Here is a 16359-nt window from a genome sequence, read left to right as displayed (position 1 = left end):
GTGTATGGATCAGCTTCCGATCATTGATATCAGCCCGCTCTATAGCGACGACGAAAACGCCTGGCCCGCCGTGGCCGGGCAAATCGACCAAGCCTGCCGCGACTGGGGCTTCTTCTACATCAAGGGTCACCCGATTTCAGCGCAACGCATCGACGCAGTGCTCGACCACGCCCAGCGTTTCTTCGCCCTGCCAGCAGCAGAAAAACTCAAGATCGACATCACCCAGACCCGCCACCATCGTGGCTACGGCGCCATCGCCACCGAGCAACTCGACCCGAGCAAACCCAGCGACCTCAAAGAAACCTTCGACATGGGCCTGCACCTGCCGGCCAACCATCCCGATGTGCTCGCCGAAAAACCGTTGCGCGGTCCTAACCGGCATCCATCGCAAACGGGTTGGGAAACCTTGATGGAGCAGCATTACCTCGATATGCAGGCACTCGCGCAAACCCTGCTGCGCGCGATGACCATCGCCCTGAACATCGAACGCGATTTCTTCGACAGCCGTTTCAACGACCCCGTCAGCGTGCTGCGCATGATCCATTACCCACCGCGCCACACTGCCAGCTCCGCCGAGCAGCAAGGTGCCGGCGCGCACACTGATTACGGCTGCATCACCCTGCTCTATCAGGACAGTGCCGGTGGCTTGCAGGTCAGGAACGTGCGAGGCGAATGGATCGACGCGCCGCCCATCGACGGCACCTTCGTGGTCAACCTCGGCGACATGATGGCGCGCTGGAGCAACGACCGTTATCGCTCAACCCCGCACCGGGTGATCAGCCCGCTCGGCGTGGATCGCTACTCGATGCCGTTCTTCGCCGAGCCGCATCCGGACACCCGCATCGAATGCCTGCCGGGTTGTCAGGACGCACAGCATCCGGCGAAATATCCGACGACCACCTGCGCCGAATTCCTGCTCTCGCGTTTCGCCGATACCTACGCCTATCGCCGCGAGCAAGAAGCCGTGTGATGGATCGCTTGGTCAGGTTTTGCCAATTGTTTCGGCGAGCATCTGTAGAATGCCGTCATTGCACCTGATGAGAAAAGAATATGTACGACTGGCTCAACGCCTTGCCCAAGGCTGAACTGCACCTGCATCTGGAAGGCTCGCTGGAGCCTGAGTTGCTGTTCGCCCTGGCCGAGCGCAACAAGATCGCCCTGCCGTGGAACGACGTGGAAACCCTGCGCAAGGCCTACGCCTTCAACAACCTGCAGGAATTCCTCGACCTGTATTACCAGGGCGCCGACGTATTGCGCACCTCGCAGGACTTCTACGACCTGACTTGGGCCTACCTGTTGCGTTGCAAAGCGCAGAACGTGATTCACACCGAACCGTTCTTCGACCCGCAGACCCACACCGACCGGGGTATCCCGTTCGAAGTGGTGCTCAACGGCATCGCCGCGGCACTCAAGGATGGCGAGCAGCAACTGGGCATCACCAGCGGTTTGATCCTCAGCTTCCTGCGCCACCTCAGCGAAGAAGAAGCCGAGAAAACTCTGGACCAGGCACTGCCATTCCGTGACGCGTTTGTCGCGGTCGGCCTCGACAGCTCCGAGATGGGCCACCCGCCGAGCAAGTTCCAGCGCGTTTTCGACCGTGCCCGCCACGAAGGCTTCCTGACCGTTGCCCACGCTGGCGAAGAAGGCCCGCCGGAGTACATCTGGGAAGCCATCGACCTGCTGAAGATCCAGCGTATCGACCATGGCGTGCGCGCCATCGAAGACGAGCGCCTGATGCAGCGGATCATCGACGAGCAGATTCCGCTGACCGTGTGCCCGCTGTCGAACACCAAACTCTGCGTGTTCGATCACATGTCGCAGCACAACATCCTCGACATGCTCGAGCGTGGCGTGAAGGTCACGGTGAACTCCGATGACCCGGCGTACTTCGGTGGTTACGTGACTGAAAACTTCTACGCGCTGCATGAACACTTGGGCATGACCCAGGATCAGGCCAAGCGTTTGGCGCAGAACAGCCTGGATGCGCGACTGGTAAAACCCTAAGCAACACCGAATAACCTTTGTAGGAGTGAGCCTGCTCGCGATAGCGGAGTGTCAGACACCGATGTGTTACCTGACAGACCGCTATCGCGAGCAGGCTCACTCCTACATTGGATCGGTGTTAGCCGATGGATTGGGCTTCAGTCAGCTCTTCCAGGGTCTTACCCCGCGTCTCCATCCCGAACAACCACACCACCCCCGCCGCAATCGCAAAGCACGCCGCGCCCAGCGCAAACACCCCGCCCTGCCCGGTAATCGGGAACACCAGTCCGGTCACCAACGGCCCGAGCAGCGAACCTACGCGGCCAATCGCCGAGGCGAAGCCCGAGCCGGTCGCCCGCGCCGACGTCGGATAAAGCTCCGGCGTATAGGTGTAGAGCACCGCCCACATGCCGAACAGGAAAAACTGCATCAGCAAACCGGTGCCGATCAGCAGCGCCACGTTGCCGCCAAACACCGCGCTCTGCCCATACAGGAACGCCATTACACCTCCGCCGAGCAACGTCACGATGCATACCGGTTTGCGCCCCCAGCGCTCAACCAGCCATGCGGCCATGAGAAACCCGGGAATCCCGCCCAGGGAAATCAGCACCGTGTAATACACCGACTGCGTCACCGCGAAACCCGACTGTTGCAACAGCGCACTGAGCCACGACGTCAGCCCGTAAAAGCCGAGCAGCGCAAAGAACCACAGACTCCAGAGCATCGTCGTGCGCTGGCGATACTGCGGCGACCAGATCTGTTTCAGCGCCGCAAAGAAGTTGCCCGGCGGCGTCACGGTACGCGGCAATCGAATCGGTTCCGGCAACGCGGCACCGCCGAGCGACGAACGCACCCGCGCCTCGATGCCGTTCAACACCTTATCCGCAGCGTCATCGCGCCCGGCCTGCTCCAGCCAGCGCGGTGACTCGGGAATGAAAAACCTGATCGCCAGTACGAACACCGCCGGCACCGCCAAGACCAGAAAGATGTCGCGCCAGCCAATCAGCGGCAGCAGAAAGTAGGACAGCACGCCGGCAGCAACGAAGCCGAGAGGCCAGAAGCCGTCCATCAACGCGATGTAACGTCCGCGGCGCTGCGCTGGAATCAGCTCGGACAGCATCGACTGGGCGATCGGAAACTCCATGCCCATACCGATCCCCAACAGGATGCGGAACAGCGTCAGCGTCTCGACCGTTTGCGCTGTCGAGCACAGATAACTGGCCACGCCCCACAGCACGATGCTCCACTGAAACACCGGTTTGCGCCCGAAGCGATCGGCGAGCATGCCGGACAGCGACGCCCCCAGCACCATGCCGAAAAAACTCGAGCTGGCGAGCAACCCCGCTTGCGCACTGCTCAGACCGAACTCGGCTTTGATCGAGCCGAGCAGGAAGGTCATCATCGCCAGATCCATGGAATCGAAGAAAAACGCCAAGGCGATGATGATGAAAATGATCCGGTGATAACCGCTGATCGGCAGTCGTTCCAGACGTTCTGCCGCGCTGTAGCCGTGAGTCTCCATGCCACCTCCCCCATCCGAAAAATATCCCCGGATCGAGTGTGCTTGATCGCGAAACGGCGTTCGTGCTGGATACGACCTGTTCGCAGTCGCGGGCGACGCCAGAAGCGCTTACGCAGTTCCGGCCGTCGATTGCGAGTGCTCTACAACGCCATTTCCAGCTCGGTCTCCTTGGCGAAACGGTGAAGTTCCCGTTGGCCGGTGGCGGTCAATTGCAAAGCTCTCGAGTCGTTGGGCAGGGTCAGCCAGCCGGACTGCATGAACAACTGCAATAACGCGGCGCCGAGTGATCCCCCCATGTGCGGACGACGTTCGCTCCAGTCTGGACAAGCACACGCCACCTGCACGTTGCGATGGGCCAGCGCCTGAATGAACACGCCACGTCCAGCCAACAGTTTCGAACCCTTGTGGGTCACCACGACGCGTTGTTCGAGCTGTTCGATCCAGCCGGCATCGAGCAAGCGCTGATACAGGTCCGCCGCCAGCGTACCGCCGAGGTGGTCATCGCAAAAACGCGCGCGCAACAATGAGGACGGCGCGGTTTGCGGTTTGGCCATGGGGGTGGTGCGTTTGAAGACCTCGGGAATTTCCCGTGGAGCACTGGCAATGGTGGCGCTGGCCAATGCTTCTATCGCAGCACCGACCTCCGGTGCCGAGAGACGGAAAAAGCGTTTGCGACCACGGACTTCGACCTTCAACAGACCACCCGTGGATAGCCGCGCCAGATGCGCACTGGCCGACGATGGCGACAGCCCTGCCAGTAGCGCAAGCTCCTCGGTTTGCCGGGCCGAGCCATCCATCAACGCCCACATCATCGCGCTGCGCTTGGGGTCGGCCAGCAACGTGGCGATCTGGCTGATGCAAGGTGCATGTTCCATGTGTTCACTCCCTGTTGAATCGTATCGTCTACTGCTCGGAGACATCTTGGCCGGTAATGAGTCATCGGCCAAGACGCGAAAATCGCCATGAACCGGGGCGAGGCAAGCCGCTGACGCAGCCTGCTCCGGCACAGAACCCGCAGCAGTTGCGCGACCGTCACTCGAAGACTGGCGACGCGGTGCGAGGGTCTCCGGGCCGGGGTGTCGGTGCTGGCATGAGGCGGGCGCTAGTATAAGCGGGTTAGCCCGCGCGTCCTGCGCCGGGGCCTGCGCAGGTGGTGATTGTTCCTGACAGAAATTTCTCTATTTACCTGCGACTAATGATCAACTTCCGAAAAAGCGGGAAATTGACTACTCACTTCAGCGCATCGGCTGGCGAGCATTTCCCTCAGAAGGTTCACCGGCTTACTCAATTGGGCGCGATGGGCGCACAACAAATTCAGCGGTGCGCGCTCACAAAGCAGCTCTGGCAGCAGCACTTTGAGCCGCCCGGCGAGCACATCGGCGCCCACGTCCAGCCACGACTTGTAGGCAATGCCGGCGCCGGCCACCGCCCACAGACGCACAACGTCGGCGTCATCGCTGAAACGGTCACCACTGACGGTCAGACCAACTTCACGTTTACCGTCATGAAAACTCCAATGGTCATGCACCCGGCTGCCGAGCATGTACAACAGGCAGTTGTGCTGGGCCAGTTGTTCGAGCTGGCGCGGTTCGCCGTGTCGGGCCAGATACGCCGGGGAGGCGCACAGCACACGGCGGTTGTGCGGGGCGATAGGCAAAGCAACCAGACTCGAGTCCTCCGGCTCGCCGTAACGCAAAGCGATGTCCACGGGTTGGCGGAACAGGTCGGCGATGCGATCGCCGAGCAGCAAGCGCACGGTCAGCTTCGGATGCTCGCGCTGGAACTCGTCGAGCCACGGCAGCAACAGGTTGCGGCCGAAGTCCGAAGGCGCCGACAACTGCAGGACACCACTGACCTGATCCTGTCCGCTGGCCAGCAAGCGCCGGCCTTCATCAAGGTTGCTCAGCGCCGCCCGCGCGTATTCGAGAAAGCCGTCGCCCTCGGCTGTCAGGCGCAGACTGCGGGTCGAGCGCGCGAGCAAGCGCGCACCGAGCTGCTGTTCGATCCGTTTCAACGCCGCACTCGCCACGGCAGCGGACATGTCCATCACCCGCGCGGCTGCCGACAGACTGCCCAGATCCGCCGCCCGGACAAACAACTGCAAATCGTCAAAACGCAGCATGCTCAGCCTCGATTATCAAAAAAATATTGAAAGAGACTGCTCTTTTAGCCGGTTTTATCTCGCAGAGAAATAGCCAATCATCTCTCCATCGCATTCATCCCGCGTCTCTGGAGCCGAGCATGTCCCAGCCCTTCACCGCTATCGCCACCCTGACCGCCAAACCCGGCCAACAGGATCTTCTCGAACAAGGCCTGCGCGCCCTGGTTGAACCGAGCCGCGCCGAAGACGGTTGCAGCCAGTACGACTTGCACCGCGACCTCGCTGATCCGCAGGTGTTTTATGTGATCGAACACTGGGCCAGCGAAGCGATTCTTGAGGCGCACAACGCCAGCGCGCATTTCCAGCATTTCCAGGCCAGCGCCGGCCACGCCATCGAACACTTCCAACTCAAGCGCCTCGGCGCGATTGTCTGATCCCTTCTTCTATTACCCGTACGGAGCCACTCATGAAAGCCATCGCCTATTACGCTTCCCTGCCGATCAACGACGCCAAGTCCCTGCAAGACATCGAACTGCCAGAACCGGTCGCCGGCCCGCGCGACGTGCTGGTGGAAGTCAAAGCCATTTCGGTCAACCCGGTCGACACCAAAGTGCGGCAGAACGCGGCACCGGAAAACGGCGCGGCGAAAGTGCTGGGTTGGGACGTTGCCGGTGTGGTCAAGGCTGTCGGCAGCGAAGTGACGTTGTTCAAGGCCGGCGACAAGGTTTTCTACGCCGGCTCCATCGCCCGTGCCGGCGGCAACAGTGAACTGCACGTGGTGGATGAGCGCATCGTCGGCCATATGCCGAAATCCCTCGGTTTTGCCGAAGCCGCCGCACTGCCGCTGACCGCGATCACCGCATGGGAGTTGTTGTTCGAGCGCCTGCAAATCCGCGAAGGCAATACCGATGAAGGCCAGAGCCTGCTGATCGTCGGTGCCGCCGGCGGGGTTGGCTCGATCCTGACGCAATTGGCCAGGCAACTGACCGGCCTGAAGGTGATCGGCACCGCGTCCCGCGAGCAAACCCGCGATTGGGTCAAAGAACTGGGCGCCGACCTGGTCATCGATCACAGCCAGCCGCTGAGCGAAGAACTCAAGCGCGCCGGGATCGACAGCGTGACCCACGTCGCCAGCCTGACCCAGACCGACCAGCACCTGGATCAACTGGTCGAAGCGCTGGCGCCGCAAGGCAAACTGGCGTTGATCGACGATCCGAAGTCGCTGGACGTGAGCAAGCTCAAGCGCAAGAGCCTGTCGCTGCACTGGGAGTTCATGTACACCCGCTCGCTGTTCGAGACGCCAGACATGATCGAGCAGCACAAACTGCTCAACCGCGTGGCGGATCTGATTGATGCCGGGACGTTGAAGACCACGGTGGGCGAGCATTTCGGCACGATCAATGCGGCGAACCTGCGTCGCGCCCATGAGCTGCTGGAAAGTGGCAAAGCCAAGGGCAAAATTGTTTTAGAAGGTTTCTAAAAAACCGCACAGCGCAGCCTTCGCCGAACCTAGAGCGGTCGGCGGGGCTGCGCTGTTTTTTGCCGTCAGTCCGATGCTTGACCCTTGTCACAATTGCGATCGTATTCAGGTCTACAATCGAAGCCTCTGCGATACATCTTTTACGCAAGGGAGGTCAGCAATGAAGATCCTGATAAAAGAAGTGGCAAAGTCTCAATGGCAGGTTCGTCTGGACCAGCACGCCGTGACATTCCGCAGTGAAGCCGAAGCACTGGCCTTCACCCGCACCCTCGAAGCGCGACTGTGCGCACCCCATCAGATTCCCGATCGCAGCCAGCAGCGCGCTGCCGGCTGAGGTATTTATGCCTCGGCCTGAGCTTGCGCCAGTGCCCGGGCATTCTGCAGACGGCGGGTGAGCAGCGCCACGCACACCACCAGCAAACCGCACAGGCTGATGACCATGGCCATCGGCACGGCGGTGCCGTCGTGCAAGACCCCCACCAGTGCCGAAGCGCCGGCGGCGACACTGAATTGCATGCAACCGAGCAACGCCGAAGCACTGCCGGCCCGTGCGCCCTGCCCGTTCATCGCGCAAGCGGCGGCGTTCGGGCTGATGCAACCCAGGCTTGACACGCAGATGAACAGTGGAATCAGCAGCGGCCACAAGGACTCTGTGTGCATTGCGCTGACCGCGAGCAGCGTCAGCCCGGCGGCGAAGTAAACCCATACCGCCCGCGACAGCAGGAATGCCGGGCCGCGCTTGGCCAACATCCGCGCGTTGACCTGCGCCACCAAAATGAACCCCGCCGCGTTAGTGCCGAACAGCCAGCCGAAATGCTCGGCCGGCACGCCGTAAAGTTTGATGAAAATGAACGGTGAACCCGCGATGTAAGCGAACATCCCGGCGATGGCGATGCCGCCGGTCAGGGCGTGGCCGAGGTAAACCCGGTCCTTGAGCAAGCGCCCGTACTGACGCAGCGCGCCGGACAACGGCTGACGCGGCATGTGCGCCGGCATACTTTCCGGCAGCCCCAGCGCCACGGCCAACCCGGCCAATGCGCTGAAGCCGGTCAGCACCAGGAAGATCGACTGCCAGCCTGTGGTGTTGACCAGCAGACCGCCGAGCATCGGCGCCAGAATCGGCGCCAGGCCCATCACCAGCATCAATTGCGAAAAGACTTTCGCCGAACCGACTGCATCGCACTTGTCGCTGACTACCGCCCGGGAAATCACCATCCCGGCACAGCCGCCCAGCGCCTGGACGAAACGCGCACCGATCAGCCATTCCAGGTTTGGCGCATAAGCGCAGGCCAGCGACGCCAAAGTGAACAGCGTCAGACCAACGAGCAACGGAATACGTCGGCCGAAGCGGTCCGCCACCGGGCCATAAGCCAGTTGGCCGATGGACAGACCGGCGAAATACGCCGCCAGCGTCATCTGCACGTGTTTCTCGTCGGTGCCGAACGCCAGCGCCATCGAGGGAAAGGCAGGTAAATAGAAGTCGATCGCCAAGGGCCCGAAGGCGGTCAAGGCACCGAGAATCAGAATGGTACGGAAGTTCATCAGGCATCCAGGTTGGCAAGTCGGCAGCCCGACAGTCTAGCCGCGCCCGAACGCCTTGAACATTCCGATAGCTCGCTAACGATCAAATTCAGACGAGCTTCACCTCATATCCTTCCTCGCGGATCGCTTCGATGACCTGATCAGCACTCATGGCGCTTTCGACGCCGACCTCTTTAGCCGCCAGATCAACCCGCACACTGGCCGCTGGATCCTTGGCCTGCACGGCGTTGGTGATGGCTTTGACGCAGTGACCGCAGGACATGCCTTGAACGTTGAACACTTGCATGGAATGACTCCTTTGAGTGAGGTTGCCGGCAGTCTCGAGCTTGCCACGATGGCAAGGTCAAGTTCTTCAATAAACTGCCGGGCTGGCAATCGGCGTCGCGCTCGGCCAAGCTGCGTACATCAATGACTCGATTCAGGAGATTCAGCCATGCGCTGGTCAGCTTTCAGCCTGTTTGGCTTTCTCAGCCTCTTTGCCGCCGTCCCTCAAGTGCAAGCTGCTGGCGAGGATTATGCGGTGCTGATTATTTCCCGCGAGCGCCTGGAAGTGTCGACTTCTTGCGAGATCGGCGTGTACATCCAGGATCAGCTTTCGGCGCGGCTGCTGCAGGAGCAAAGCATTTCCTTCAACTTGCCGCCGGGGACTGTTTCGCTGCGCTTGAAGTTGCTGCCGGGACAGGTCGCCGGTTGTAACCCGGGGATGCTCGCGCCGGGGTCGCAGGAGATCAAATTGCATGCCGGTGATGTGCTGAAGTATCGGTTGGCGATGAATTCGGAAGGCGTCTACTTGAAGCGCGCCGATCTCGAATACTAAGTAAATCCCAATTGTGGGAGCGAGCCTGCTCGCGAATACGGTGTGTCATTCAGCGATGATGTTGACTGACCCGCCGCTTTCGCGAGCAGGCTCGCTCCCACAGTTGGTTTTGCGGCGCGTCAAAGATTGGCGCTTGACCTTGCCCGCATGGCAAGGTTGATCCTTGTAGGCATCTACTACAGGGAGTACGACCGATGTCCGATTCCATCACGTTCGATCTGCCGATTACCGGCATGACCTGCGCCAGTTGTGCCGGGCGTGTCGAGCGGGCCTTGAGCAAAGTCAGCGGTGCCAGTGCCGTCAGCGTCAACCTCGCCACCGAGCAGGCCCGCGTACAGGCGCCCGGCGACAGTCTGCCGGCCTTGATGGCAGCAGTTGAGCGCGCCGGTTACAGCGTGCCGCAGCAGGCTATCGAATTGAATATCGAAGGCATGACCTGCGCCTCCTGCGTCGGTCGCGTCGAACGTGCGCTGAACAAAGTGCCGGGCGTGAAAAGCGTCAGCGTGAACCTGGCCAACGAACGCGCACACCTCGAATTGCTCGGTCAGGTCGACCCGCAAACGCTGCTTGAGGCCGTGAGCAAGGCCGGTTATTCGGCCAGCGTCTGGCAAGCCGAACACCCGCAAACCGATAACCAGCAACAGCGCCTCAAGCATGAACGCTGGGCGCTGATCTGCACGATTGCCCTCGCCCTGCCGCTGGTGGCGCCGATGTTGCTGCAACCGTTCGGCATCCACTGGATGCTCCCGGCCTGGGCGCAATTCGCCCTCGCCACGCCGGTGCAGTTCATTTTCGGTGCACGTTTTTATGTCGCCGCGTGGAAAGCCGTGCGTGCCGGAGCGGGCAACATGGACTTGCTGGTGGCCCTCGGCACCAGCGCCGGCTACGGCTTGAGTCTTTACGAGTGGGCGACCGCCGCCGGGCGCATGCCGCATCTGTATTTCGAAGCGTCGGCGGTGGTCATTGCCTTGGTGCTGCTCGGCAAATACCTGGAGAGCCGCGCCAAACGCCAGACCGCCAGCGCCATCCGCGCGCTGGAAGCATTGCGTCCGGAACGGGCGATTCAAGTCATCGACGGTCGCGAGCAGGATGTCGCCATCAGCGCCTTGCGCCTGAACGATCTGGTGCTGGTCAAACCCGGCGAGCGTTTCCCGGTCGACGGCGAAGTCATCGAAGGCCAGAGCCACGCCGATGAAGCACTGATCAGCGGCGAAAGCCTGCCGGTACCGAAACAACCCGGAGACAAAGTCACCGGCGGCGCGATCAACGGTGAAGGCCGCTTGCTGGTGCGCACCCTGGCGCTCGGCGCAGAAACCGTGCTGGCACGGATCATTCGTCTGGTTGAGGACGCTCAAGCCGCGAAAGCACCGATCCAGAAACTGGTGGATAAAGTCAGCCAGATCTTCGTGCCAACGGTGTTGCTGATCGCGTTGGTGACACTGATCGGCTGGTGGCTCTACGGCGCCCCCATGGAGACCGCGTTGATCAACGCCGTCGCGGTGCTGGTCATCGCCTGCCCTTGTGCGCTGGGCCTTGCCACGCCGACGGCGATCATGGCCGGCACCGGCGTGGCCGCGCGTCACGGCATTCTGATCAAGGACGCCGAAGCGCTGGAACGCGCCCATGAAGTCAGCAGTGTGGTGTTCGACAAAACCGGCACGCTGACCTCCGGCACGCCGCGCATTGCCCATTTCAGTGCAATGGATGGTGATGAAGACACGCTGCTGAAACTGGCCGGCGCGCTGCAACGCGGCAGTGAACATCCGTTGGCCAAAGCGGTACTCGATGCCGCAGCGGAACGAGGCCTGAACGTGCCGGATGTCAGCGACAGTCAATCGCTGACCGGTCGCGGCATTGCCGGCAATCTTGAAGGCCGGCGTCTGGCGCTGGGCAATCGGCGGATGCTCGAAGAAAGTGCTTTGAACGCGGGCAACCTGAGCGAATCTGCCCAGACTTGGGAAGCCGAGGGCCGCACGCTGTCGTGGTTAATCGAGCAAAGCCCGGAACCGAAAGTGCTCGGCTTGTTCGCCTTCGGTGACACCCTGAAACCCGGTGCACTGGAAGCCGTGCAGCAGCTCGCCGCCCGCGATATCCACAGCCATCTGCTGACCGGCGACAACCGTGGCAGTGCGCGCGTGGTCGCCGAGGCCCTCGGTATCAGCAATGTCCACGCCGAAGTGCTGCCAGCGGACAAAGCCGCGACCGTCAGCGAGCTGAAAAAAACCGGCGTGGTCGCCATGGTCGGTGACGGCATCAACGACGCCCCGGCCCTCGCCGCTGCCGACATCGGTATCGCCATGGGTGGCGGCACCGACGTCGCCATGCACGCGGCGGGCATTACCCTGATGCGCGGCGATCCACGGTTGGTGCCGGCGGCACTGGAGATCAGTCGCAAGACTTATGCGAAGATCCGCCAGAACCTGTTCTGGGCCTTCGTCTATAACCTGATAGGCATTCCGCTGGCGGCGTTCGGCTTCCTCAATCCGGTGCTGGCCGGCGCGGCGATGGCGCTGTCGAGCGTCAGCGTGGTGAGCAATGCGTTACTGTTGAAAACCTGGAAACCCAAGGACCTGGAGGAACACCGATGAACATCGGCCAAGCGGCCAGACACAGTGGCCTGAGCGCGAAAATGATCCGCTATTACGAGTCGATCGGCCTGCTCAAAGCGGCGCATCGCACTGACAGCGGTTACCGGGTCTATGGCGACGATGATCTGCACACGCTGGCGTTTATCAAGCGCTCGCGGGATCTGGGCTTTTCGCTGGAGGAAGTCGGCAAACTGCTGACCCTTTGGCAGGATCGCCAACGGGCCAGCGCCGATGTGAAAGCATTGGCGCGCCAGCACATCGACGAGTTGAACCAGAAGATTCGCGAGCTCGGCGAATTACGCGACACCCTGCAAGACCTCGTCGAGCACTGCAACGGCGACCACCGCCCCGATTGCCCGATCCTCAAGGAGCTGGCGTCGGGCTGCTGCGCACAACCCGCCCGCGCTTGAGCGCCAGAACTTTCACCAGCAGCAACGTACTGAGCGGAATGCCGTGGAACAGCATGACCACGGCACCCGGCGTCCACCACGCGTAGAACGGCGCGGCGATCAGCATGCCGATACCGAACCCGGTCATTTGCAGCAAAGTCAGTACGCTAAAGATCGGCAGGCGCAATTGCTCGGGTTCACGTTGCAGACGCGACATCAGCCCGACCTCGGAAAAACCGTCACCCAACCCTGCCGGCAAGGAAAACAGCAACAGAGCATAGAGGCTGTGTTGCTGGAACATCAGGATAAAGCCGCAGGACATCAGCGCCACGCCAAAGAAAAACCGCCGTTCCAGATGGATGTTGTCCGAGCCTTTGAGACGGCTGGCGATTCGCGCACCGAGGAGCTTGCCGCTGGCCCAAACTGCGAGCATCAGCCCCAGCGTGGTACTCGCCGACTCCGGCGTGAGCAGTCTGGAGATGATCGGAAAGCCGACGTTGTGCGCGGCGCTGCCCAAAGTGTCGGCCATGGTGACCGCGAGCATCGCGGCAATCACCGGCGCAGAACGCAGGCCTTGCTTGAGCGCTGTCCATTCGCCGCGTTCCGGTGCGTCGTTGACGGTTGCGGGTGCGAACCGCAGCGGCACAATCAATAACGCGGCCAGCAAATAGGTCAGCGCATTCAGTGCGAACACCGTTTCAAAACCAAACCCCGCGACCAGCAAACCTGAAACCAGACTGCCGCCAACCATCGCAGCGGATGAGGCCGAAGTGATCCAGGCGTTGGCCTTGAGCAGTTGATCAGCGGGGACCAGACGCGGCAACTGGCTGTTGAGGCCGATGGCAAACATCGAATTGCCCAGGCCCAGACCGAAGGCGATCACCGGCAACAGCAAGGCCTGTTGGCTGACGGGCACGATCAACAACAGACCGAGCACGCTGGCGCGCAGCAGGTCGAAGGCGATCAGCGGTGCGCGTCCGCTGCAACGACGGTAAAACGCGGTGCCGATCAGACTGGCAAAAATCCCCCCGCCGACACGACTGGCGAGAAAGATCCCGACGCTTATTGCGCTGTTGCTCAGCAGGTAGACGTAGGTGGCCAGCGCGACCATGTTGAGGAAGGCGCCGAAATCGGAGATCAGTCGAGCGGTGACGATCAGGTGGGTGTTGCTCGGGGTGGTCACATTCAGTCCTTGAGTGTGGTTGGGGCGGTGGACAGTAGACTTGAATTTGCGGGGATCCGAAAGAGCCCTCACCCTAACCCTCTCCCATGGGGAGAGGGGACTGATTGGGGGATATTTGGGAGGTACACCGACCTGAACGTTTTTCGTTGAATCCATAATCGACTCGTTTTTTCAGGTCGATGTATGACGCAAGACACCTCGGTCGGCCCCCTCTCCCTCTGGGAGAGGGCTGGGGTGAGGGGCTTCTGGGTTCCAAGGCTTCTGATTCAAACAAAAAACCCGGCCGAAGCCGGGTTTCTCATCAAGCAATCACTGCATCCACGGTGGTGGCGGTGGTTCGTCGGACTTGCCTTTCGGCTCGTCGTCCGCTGCACGGATGGCCTGCTTGCGTTCCTCGTCGAGGCGCGCCGCTTCGATCTCGCGCAACACCCCGCCAACGTCGGCCAGGTCTTCCGGATCATCGAACTCACCGGTGAGCACACTGTTTGGGTGCAGAGTGCCGGCTTCGTACAACGCCCACATTTCCTTGGCGTATTTGGTCAGCTTCAACTCCGGGGCAAAGCGTCCGAAGTAGGAAGCCATGTTGCCAACGTCGCGCTCCAGCATGCTGAACGCGTGGTTGTTGCCGGCAGCGTCGACAGCTTGCGGCAGGTCGATGATGACCGGGCCGGTCGGCGTCAGCAGCACGTTGAACTCCGAGAGGTCACCGTGCACCAGACCGGTACACAACATCAGCACGATCTGCGAAATCAGGAACGCGTGATACTCGCGCGCCTGATCCGGCTCCAGCACCACGTCATTGAGACGCGGCGCGGCATCGCCGAACTCGTCGGCCACCAGTTCCATCAACAGCACGCCGTCGAGGAAGTCGTAGGGTTTGGGCACCCGCACACCGGCGCCGGCCAGACGGAACAGCGCCGCCACTTCGGCGTTCTGCCAGGCATCTTCGGTCTCTTTGCGACCGAACTTGGAGCCCTTTGCCATTGCGCGAGCCTGTCGGCTGTTGCGCACCTTGCGGCCTTCCTGATACTCGGCCGCCTGGCGGAAACTGCGTTTGTTCGCCTCCTTGTAGACCTTTGCGCAACGTAACTGATTGCCGCAGCGCACCACATAAACAGCTGCTTCTTTGCCACTCATCAGTGGGCGCAGCACCTCGTCGACCAGACCGTCCTCGATCAGGGGTTCAATGCGTTTTGGAGTCTTCATCAGCTTTTATTGTGGGTCCTTTATTACCAAACACGCGAATGTCACTCGTTATACGGCAATCCTCGCATCACGGGGAGGGGTTGCCGACCTGTGAACGTTGAGAATGCACACACTGTGCCGGATTAAACAGGGCCAACTCTGCGCTCGCGCATCGACCGTGGGGAATCATAGCCGAGGCTGTTGTACTTGTTGGTACATGTCTTCAAGGGCATTTGCGACAGAATCTGACATCCGGCTGATGCCCCTTCGGCAGATTTTTGCAAAGTCGCCTCAATTTCCCTGTTTTGCAGCCGAAGCCCTCAATGACAGAGGGATTTGTCCGGCAATCGTTCCACAACAATCAGCGATGCCGCGCTCGGGGATACGAGTGATCCACAACGTTTTCGGCTGCCAATAAACCACAAGTCATCTGCACTGCGTGGGCCTACAAGAAAATCTGGAGCGCGGATGAACATCAAACAGAAATTGACGTGGGCGTTTGCAATCATCGCCTGCTTGCCGGTGGTGCTGGTCGCAACGCTGGTGGTGATGAACTTGCGCAGCGATGCCCGGGACAGTTTTGTCGACAGCAGCGGTCGCGAAATCCGTCAGGTCAGCAATGCCATGCAGCTGTTTTTTGATGGCATCAGCCAGAACGTCGATTACCTGGCGTCGCAGCCGCTGATCAAAAACACCGACGACAGCCTCAAGACCTACATGAGCGCCAACGCCGAATCCATCCCGCAGGGCGAGATGGACAAAAAGGTCTTCGCGTTCCTCCAGGACCTGGGCAACGCCCACCCGGCTTACGCCTACGCCATCGTTGGCACCGCCGCCGGTGGTTATGTGTCATGGCCGGACGATCCCAAACTCAACAATTACGACCCGCGTCAGCGGCCGTGGTACAAGGCTGCCCAGGCCAAACCGGGCAAACCGTTGCGGACCGCCGCTTACTACTGGGCGCAGGACGATGCGACCTACGTCAGCACCGTGCGCACCATCGACAACAAACTCGGCAGCAACGGCGGCGTGGTCAGCATCGACGTGACGCTCAAGCAGCTCACCGAGATCGTCAAACAGATCAAGCTGGGCGAAACCGGCTACCTGATGCTCCTGGAAAACAGCGGCACGGTGCTGGTCGATCCGAAACAGCCGGAACACAACTTCAAGCCGCTGGACAGCCTCGGCGAAGGCTATGCGCAGCTGGCCAAGGCCGGCAAAGGCCTGGTCGAAGTCGAGCTTAACGGTGAGCGCTACATGGCCAACGTCTGGCCATCGGAGCAATTGGGCTGGACCTTCGTCGGCCTGATCAAGCAGAGCGATGTGATGAGCTCGGCCACGCAACTGACCTGGCTGATCGCGATCATCGCCGCCGTGCTCGCCGTGCTGTTCGCCGTGGTTGGCGCCAGTTTCGCCACCCTCATCGTGCGGCCGATCCGCAGCGTCGCCAGTGGCCTGGAAGGCATTGCGCAGGGCGAAGGCGACCTGACCAAAAACCTCGACATCCGTGGCAATGATGAAACCGCGCAACTGGCCAACTGGTTCAATCAGTTCCTCACCGCGATCCGC

General features: G+C 61.1%; 15 protein-coding genes and 2 pseudogenes. 9 read left to right on the top strand and 8 right to left on the bottom strand.

Translation table 11 applies throughout. The features are described 5' to 3' along the window. Positions 1-4 precede the first annotated feature (4 nt). Positions 5-970 carry a 2-oxoglutarate and iron-dependent oxygenase domain-containing protein gene (locus CLU80_RS17055; protein ID WP_099757916.1) on the top strand — a complete coding sequence of 322 codons (966 nt, stop codon included), beginning with the start codon at positions 5-7 and terminating at the stop codon, positions 968-970. 80 nt (positions 971-1050) lie between these two features. Beyond that, positions 1051-2004: an adenosine deaminase gene (locus CLU80_RS17050; protein WP_008082147.1), complete on the top strand. Its 954-nt coding sequence runs from the start codon at positions 1051-1053 to the stop codon at positions 2002-2004. A 118-nt stretch (positions 2005-2122) separates the two neighbouring features. Here the strand turns inward: CLU80_RS17050 and CLU80_RS17040 are convergent, their stop codons facing one another. The 3 genes from CLU80_RS17040 to vimR all read right to left on the bottom strand — a co-directional run bounded on the left by CLU80_RS17040 (position 2123) and on the right by vimR (position 5627). Continuing rightward, positions 2123-3505, bottom strand: a complete 1383-nt coding sequence (locus CLU80_RS17040; protein WP_093430308.1) for an MFS transporter — start codon at positions 3503-3505, stop codon at positions 2123-2125. A 140-nt stretch (positions 3506-3645) separates the two neighbouring features. Continuing rightward, positions 3646-4380 (bottom strand): ArsR/SmtB family transcription factor, encoded by a 735-nt coding sequence (locus CLU80_RS17035; RefSeq protein ID WP_093430305.1) that lies wholly within the window; start codon positions 4378-4380, stop codon positions 3646-3648. Positions 4381-4697: 317 nt separating this feature from the next. Then, complete coding sequence (vimR, locus tag CLU80_RS17030; protein ID WP_093430303.1) at positions 4698-5627, bottom strand: transcription regulator VimR; 930 nt, start codon at positions 5625-5627, stop codon at positions 4698-4700. Between the two features lie 119 nt (positions 5628-5746). On the opposite strand from vimR, the gene CLU80_RS17025 reads away from it, so the two are divergent. The 3 genes from CLU80_RS17025 (at position 5747) to CLU80_RS30265 (ending at position 7420) form a co-directional block, all read left to right on the top strand. Next, entirely contained in the window at positions 5747-6040 is a 294-nt protein-coding gene (locus CLU80_RS17025; RefSeq protein WP_093430300.1) for a putative quinol monooxygenase, read from the top strand. A 32-nt stretch (positions 6041-6072) separates the two neighbouring features. Then, positions 6073-7086 carry a zinc-binding alcohol dehydrogenase family protein gene (locus tag CLU80_RS17020; RefSeq protein ID WP_099757915.1) on the top strand — a complete coding sequence of 338 codons (1014 nt, stop codon included), beginning with the start codon at positions 6073-6075 and terminating at the stop codon, positions 7084-7086. Between the two features lie 160 nt (positions 7087-7246). Further along, positions 7247-7420, top strand: coding sequence for a hypothetical protein (locus CLU80_RS30265; protein WP_007914687.1), 174 nt, complete (start codon positions 7247-7249; stop codon positions 7418-7420). Positions 7421-7425: 5 nt separating this feature from the next. On the opposite strand, the gene CLU80_RS17015 is transcribed toward CLU80_RS30265, so the two are convergent. After that, positions 7426-8628, bottom strand: a complete 1203-nt coding sequence (locus tag CLU80_RS17015) for a multidrug effflux MFS transporter (protein ID WP_093430290.1) — start codon at positions 8626-8628, stop codon at positions 7426-7428. An 88-nt stretch (positions 8629-8716) separates the two neighbouring features. After that, positions 8717-8914: a cation transporter gene (locus tag CLU80_RS17010; protein ID WP_007914683.1), complete on the bottom strand. Its 198-nt coding sequence runs from the start codon at positions 8912-8914 to the stop codon at positions 8717-8719. Between the two features lie 147 nt (positions 8915-9061). Between CLU80_RS17010 and CLU80_RS17005 the strand changes: the two genes are divergently transcribed. Next, positions 9062-9445: a hypothetical protein gene (locus CLU80_RS17005; RefSeq protein ID WP_093430287.1), complete on the top strand. Its 384-nt coding sequence runs from the start codon at positions 9062-9064 to the stop codon at positions 9443-9445. A gap of 8 nt (positions 9446-9453) precedes the next feature. On the opposite strand, the pseudogene CLU80_RS17000 reads toward CLU80_RS17005, so the two are convergent. After that, positions 9454-9546, bottom strand: a pseudogene (locus CLU80_RS17000) (metal ABC transporter ATP-binding protein); the annotation flags it as partial. 93 nt (positions 9547-9639) lie between these two features. On the opposite strand from CLU80_RS17000, the gene cueA reads away from it, so the two are divergent. Together cueA and cueR are read left to right on the top strand one after the other, a co-directional pair. Next, positions 9640-12033, top strand: coding sequence for a copper resistance metal-translocating P1-type ATPase CueA (cueA, locus tag CLU80_RS16995; RefSeq protein ID WP_099757914.1), 2394 nt, complete (start codon positions 9640-9642; stop codon positions 12031-12033). After that, a complete protein-coding gene (gene cueR / locus CLU80_RS16990) occupies positions 12030-12443 on the top strand; it encodes a Cu(I)-responsive transcriptional regulator (protein ID WP_025111722.1) in 414 nt (137 codons plus the stop codon). Before cueA ends, cueR begins: the two co-directional genes overlap by 4 nt. Here the strand turns inward: cueR and CLU80_RS16985 are convergent. After that, a complete protein-coding gene (locus CLU80_RS16985; RefSeq protein ID WP_099757913.1) occupies positions 12397-13605 on the bottom strand; it encodes an MFS transporter in 1209 nt (402 codons plus the stop codon). The two genes, cueR and CLU80_RS16985, sit on opposite strands and share 47 nt — an antisense overlap. Positions 13606-13914: 309 nt before the next feature. Beyond that, a complete protein-coding gene (locus tag CLU80_RS16980) occupies positions 13915-14811 on the bottom strand; it encodes a PA4780 family RIO1-like protein kinase (RefSeq protein ID WP_007914672.1) in 897 nt (298 codons plus the stop codon). A gap of 447 nt (positions 14812-15258) precedes the next feature. Here CLU80_RS16980 and CLU80_RS30700 point away from each other — a divergent pair. Continuing rightward, positions 15259-16347 (top strand): annotated as a pseudogene (locus CLU80_RS30700) (cache domain-containing protein); the annotation flags it as partial. Positions 16348-16359 lie beyond the last annotated feature (12 nt).

Source organism: Pseudomonas sp. 29, assembly GCF_002754355.1.
Taxonomy (GTDB): Bacteria; Pseudomonadota; Gammaproteobacteria; order Pseudomonadales; family Pseudomonadaceae; genus Aquipseudomonas; species Aquipseudomonas neuropathica.
Note: the sequence above shows the minus strand (reverse complement) of the source record. Positions and strands in the feature narration are given on the sequence as shown.

Bases quoted from the DNA above. Each gene is read 5' to 3' on its own strand.
- CLU80_RS17015 (WP_093430290.1), bottom strand. From the start codon at position 8,628: ATGAACTTCCGTACCATTCTGATTCTCGGTGCCTTGACCGCCTTCGGG.
- CLU80_RS17050 (WP_008082147.1), top strand. From the start codon at position 1,051: ATGTACGACTGGCTCAACGCCTTGCCCAAGGCTGAACTGCACCTGCAT.
- CLU80_RS17025 (WP_093430300.1), top strand. From the start codon at position 5,747: ATGTCCCAGCCCTTCACCGCTATCGCCACCCTGACCGCCAAACCCGGC.
- CLU80_RS17040 (WP_093430308.1), bottom strand. From the start codon at position 3,505: ATGGAGACTCACGGCTACAGCGCGGCAGAACGTCTGGAACGACTGCCG.
- cueA (WP_099757914.1), top strand. From the start codon at position 9,640: ATGTCCGATTCCATCACGTTCGATCTGCCGATTACCGGCATGACCTGC.
- CLU80_RS17035 (WP_093430305.1), bottom strand. From the start codon at position 4,380: ATGGAACATGCACCTTGCATCAGCCAGATCGCCACGTTGCTGGCCGAC.
- CLU80_RS17010 (WP_007914683.1), bottom strand. From the start codon at position 8,914: ATGCAAGTGTTCAACGTTCAAGGCATGTCCTGCGGTCACTGCGTCAAA.
- cueR (WP_025111722.1), top strand. From the start codon at position 12,030: ATGAACATCGGCCAAGCGGCCAGACACAGTGGCCTGAGCGCGAAAATG.
- CLU80_RS17020 (WP_099757915.1), top strand. From the start codon at position 6,073: ATGAAAGCCATCGCCTATTACGCTTCCCTGCCGATCAACGACGCCAAG.
- CLU80_RS30265 (WP_007914687.1), top strand. From the start codon at position 7,247: ATGAAGATCCTGATAAAAGAAGTGGCAAAGTCTCAATGGCAGGTTCGT.
- vimR (WP_093430303.1), bottom strand. From the start codon at position 5,627: ATGCTGCGTTTTGACGATTTGCAGTTGTTTGTCCGGGCGGCGGATCTG.
- CLU80_RS17005 (WP_093430287.1), top strand. From the start codon at position 9,062: ATGCGCTGGTCAGCTTTCAGCCTGTTTGGCTTTCTCAGCCTCTTTGCC.
- CLU80_RS16980 (WP_007914672.1), bottom strand. From the start codon at position 14,811: ATGAAGACTCCAAAACGCATTGAACCCCTGATCGAGGACGGTCTGGTC.
- CLU80_RS17055 (WP_099757916.1), top strand. From the start codon at position 5: ATGGATCAGCTTCCGATCATTGATATCAGCCCGCTCTATAGCGACGAC.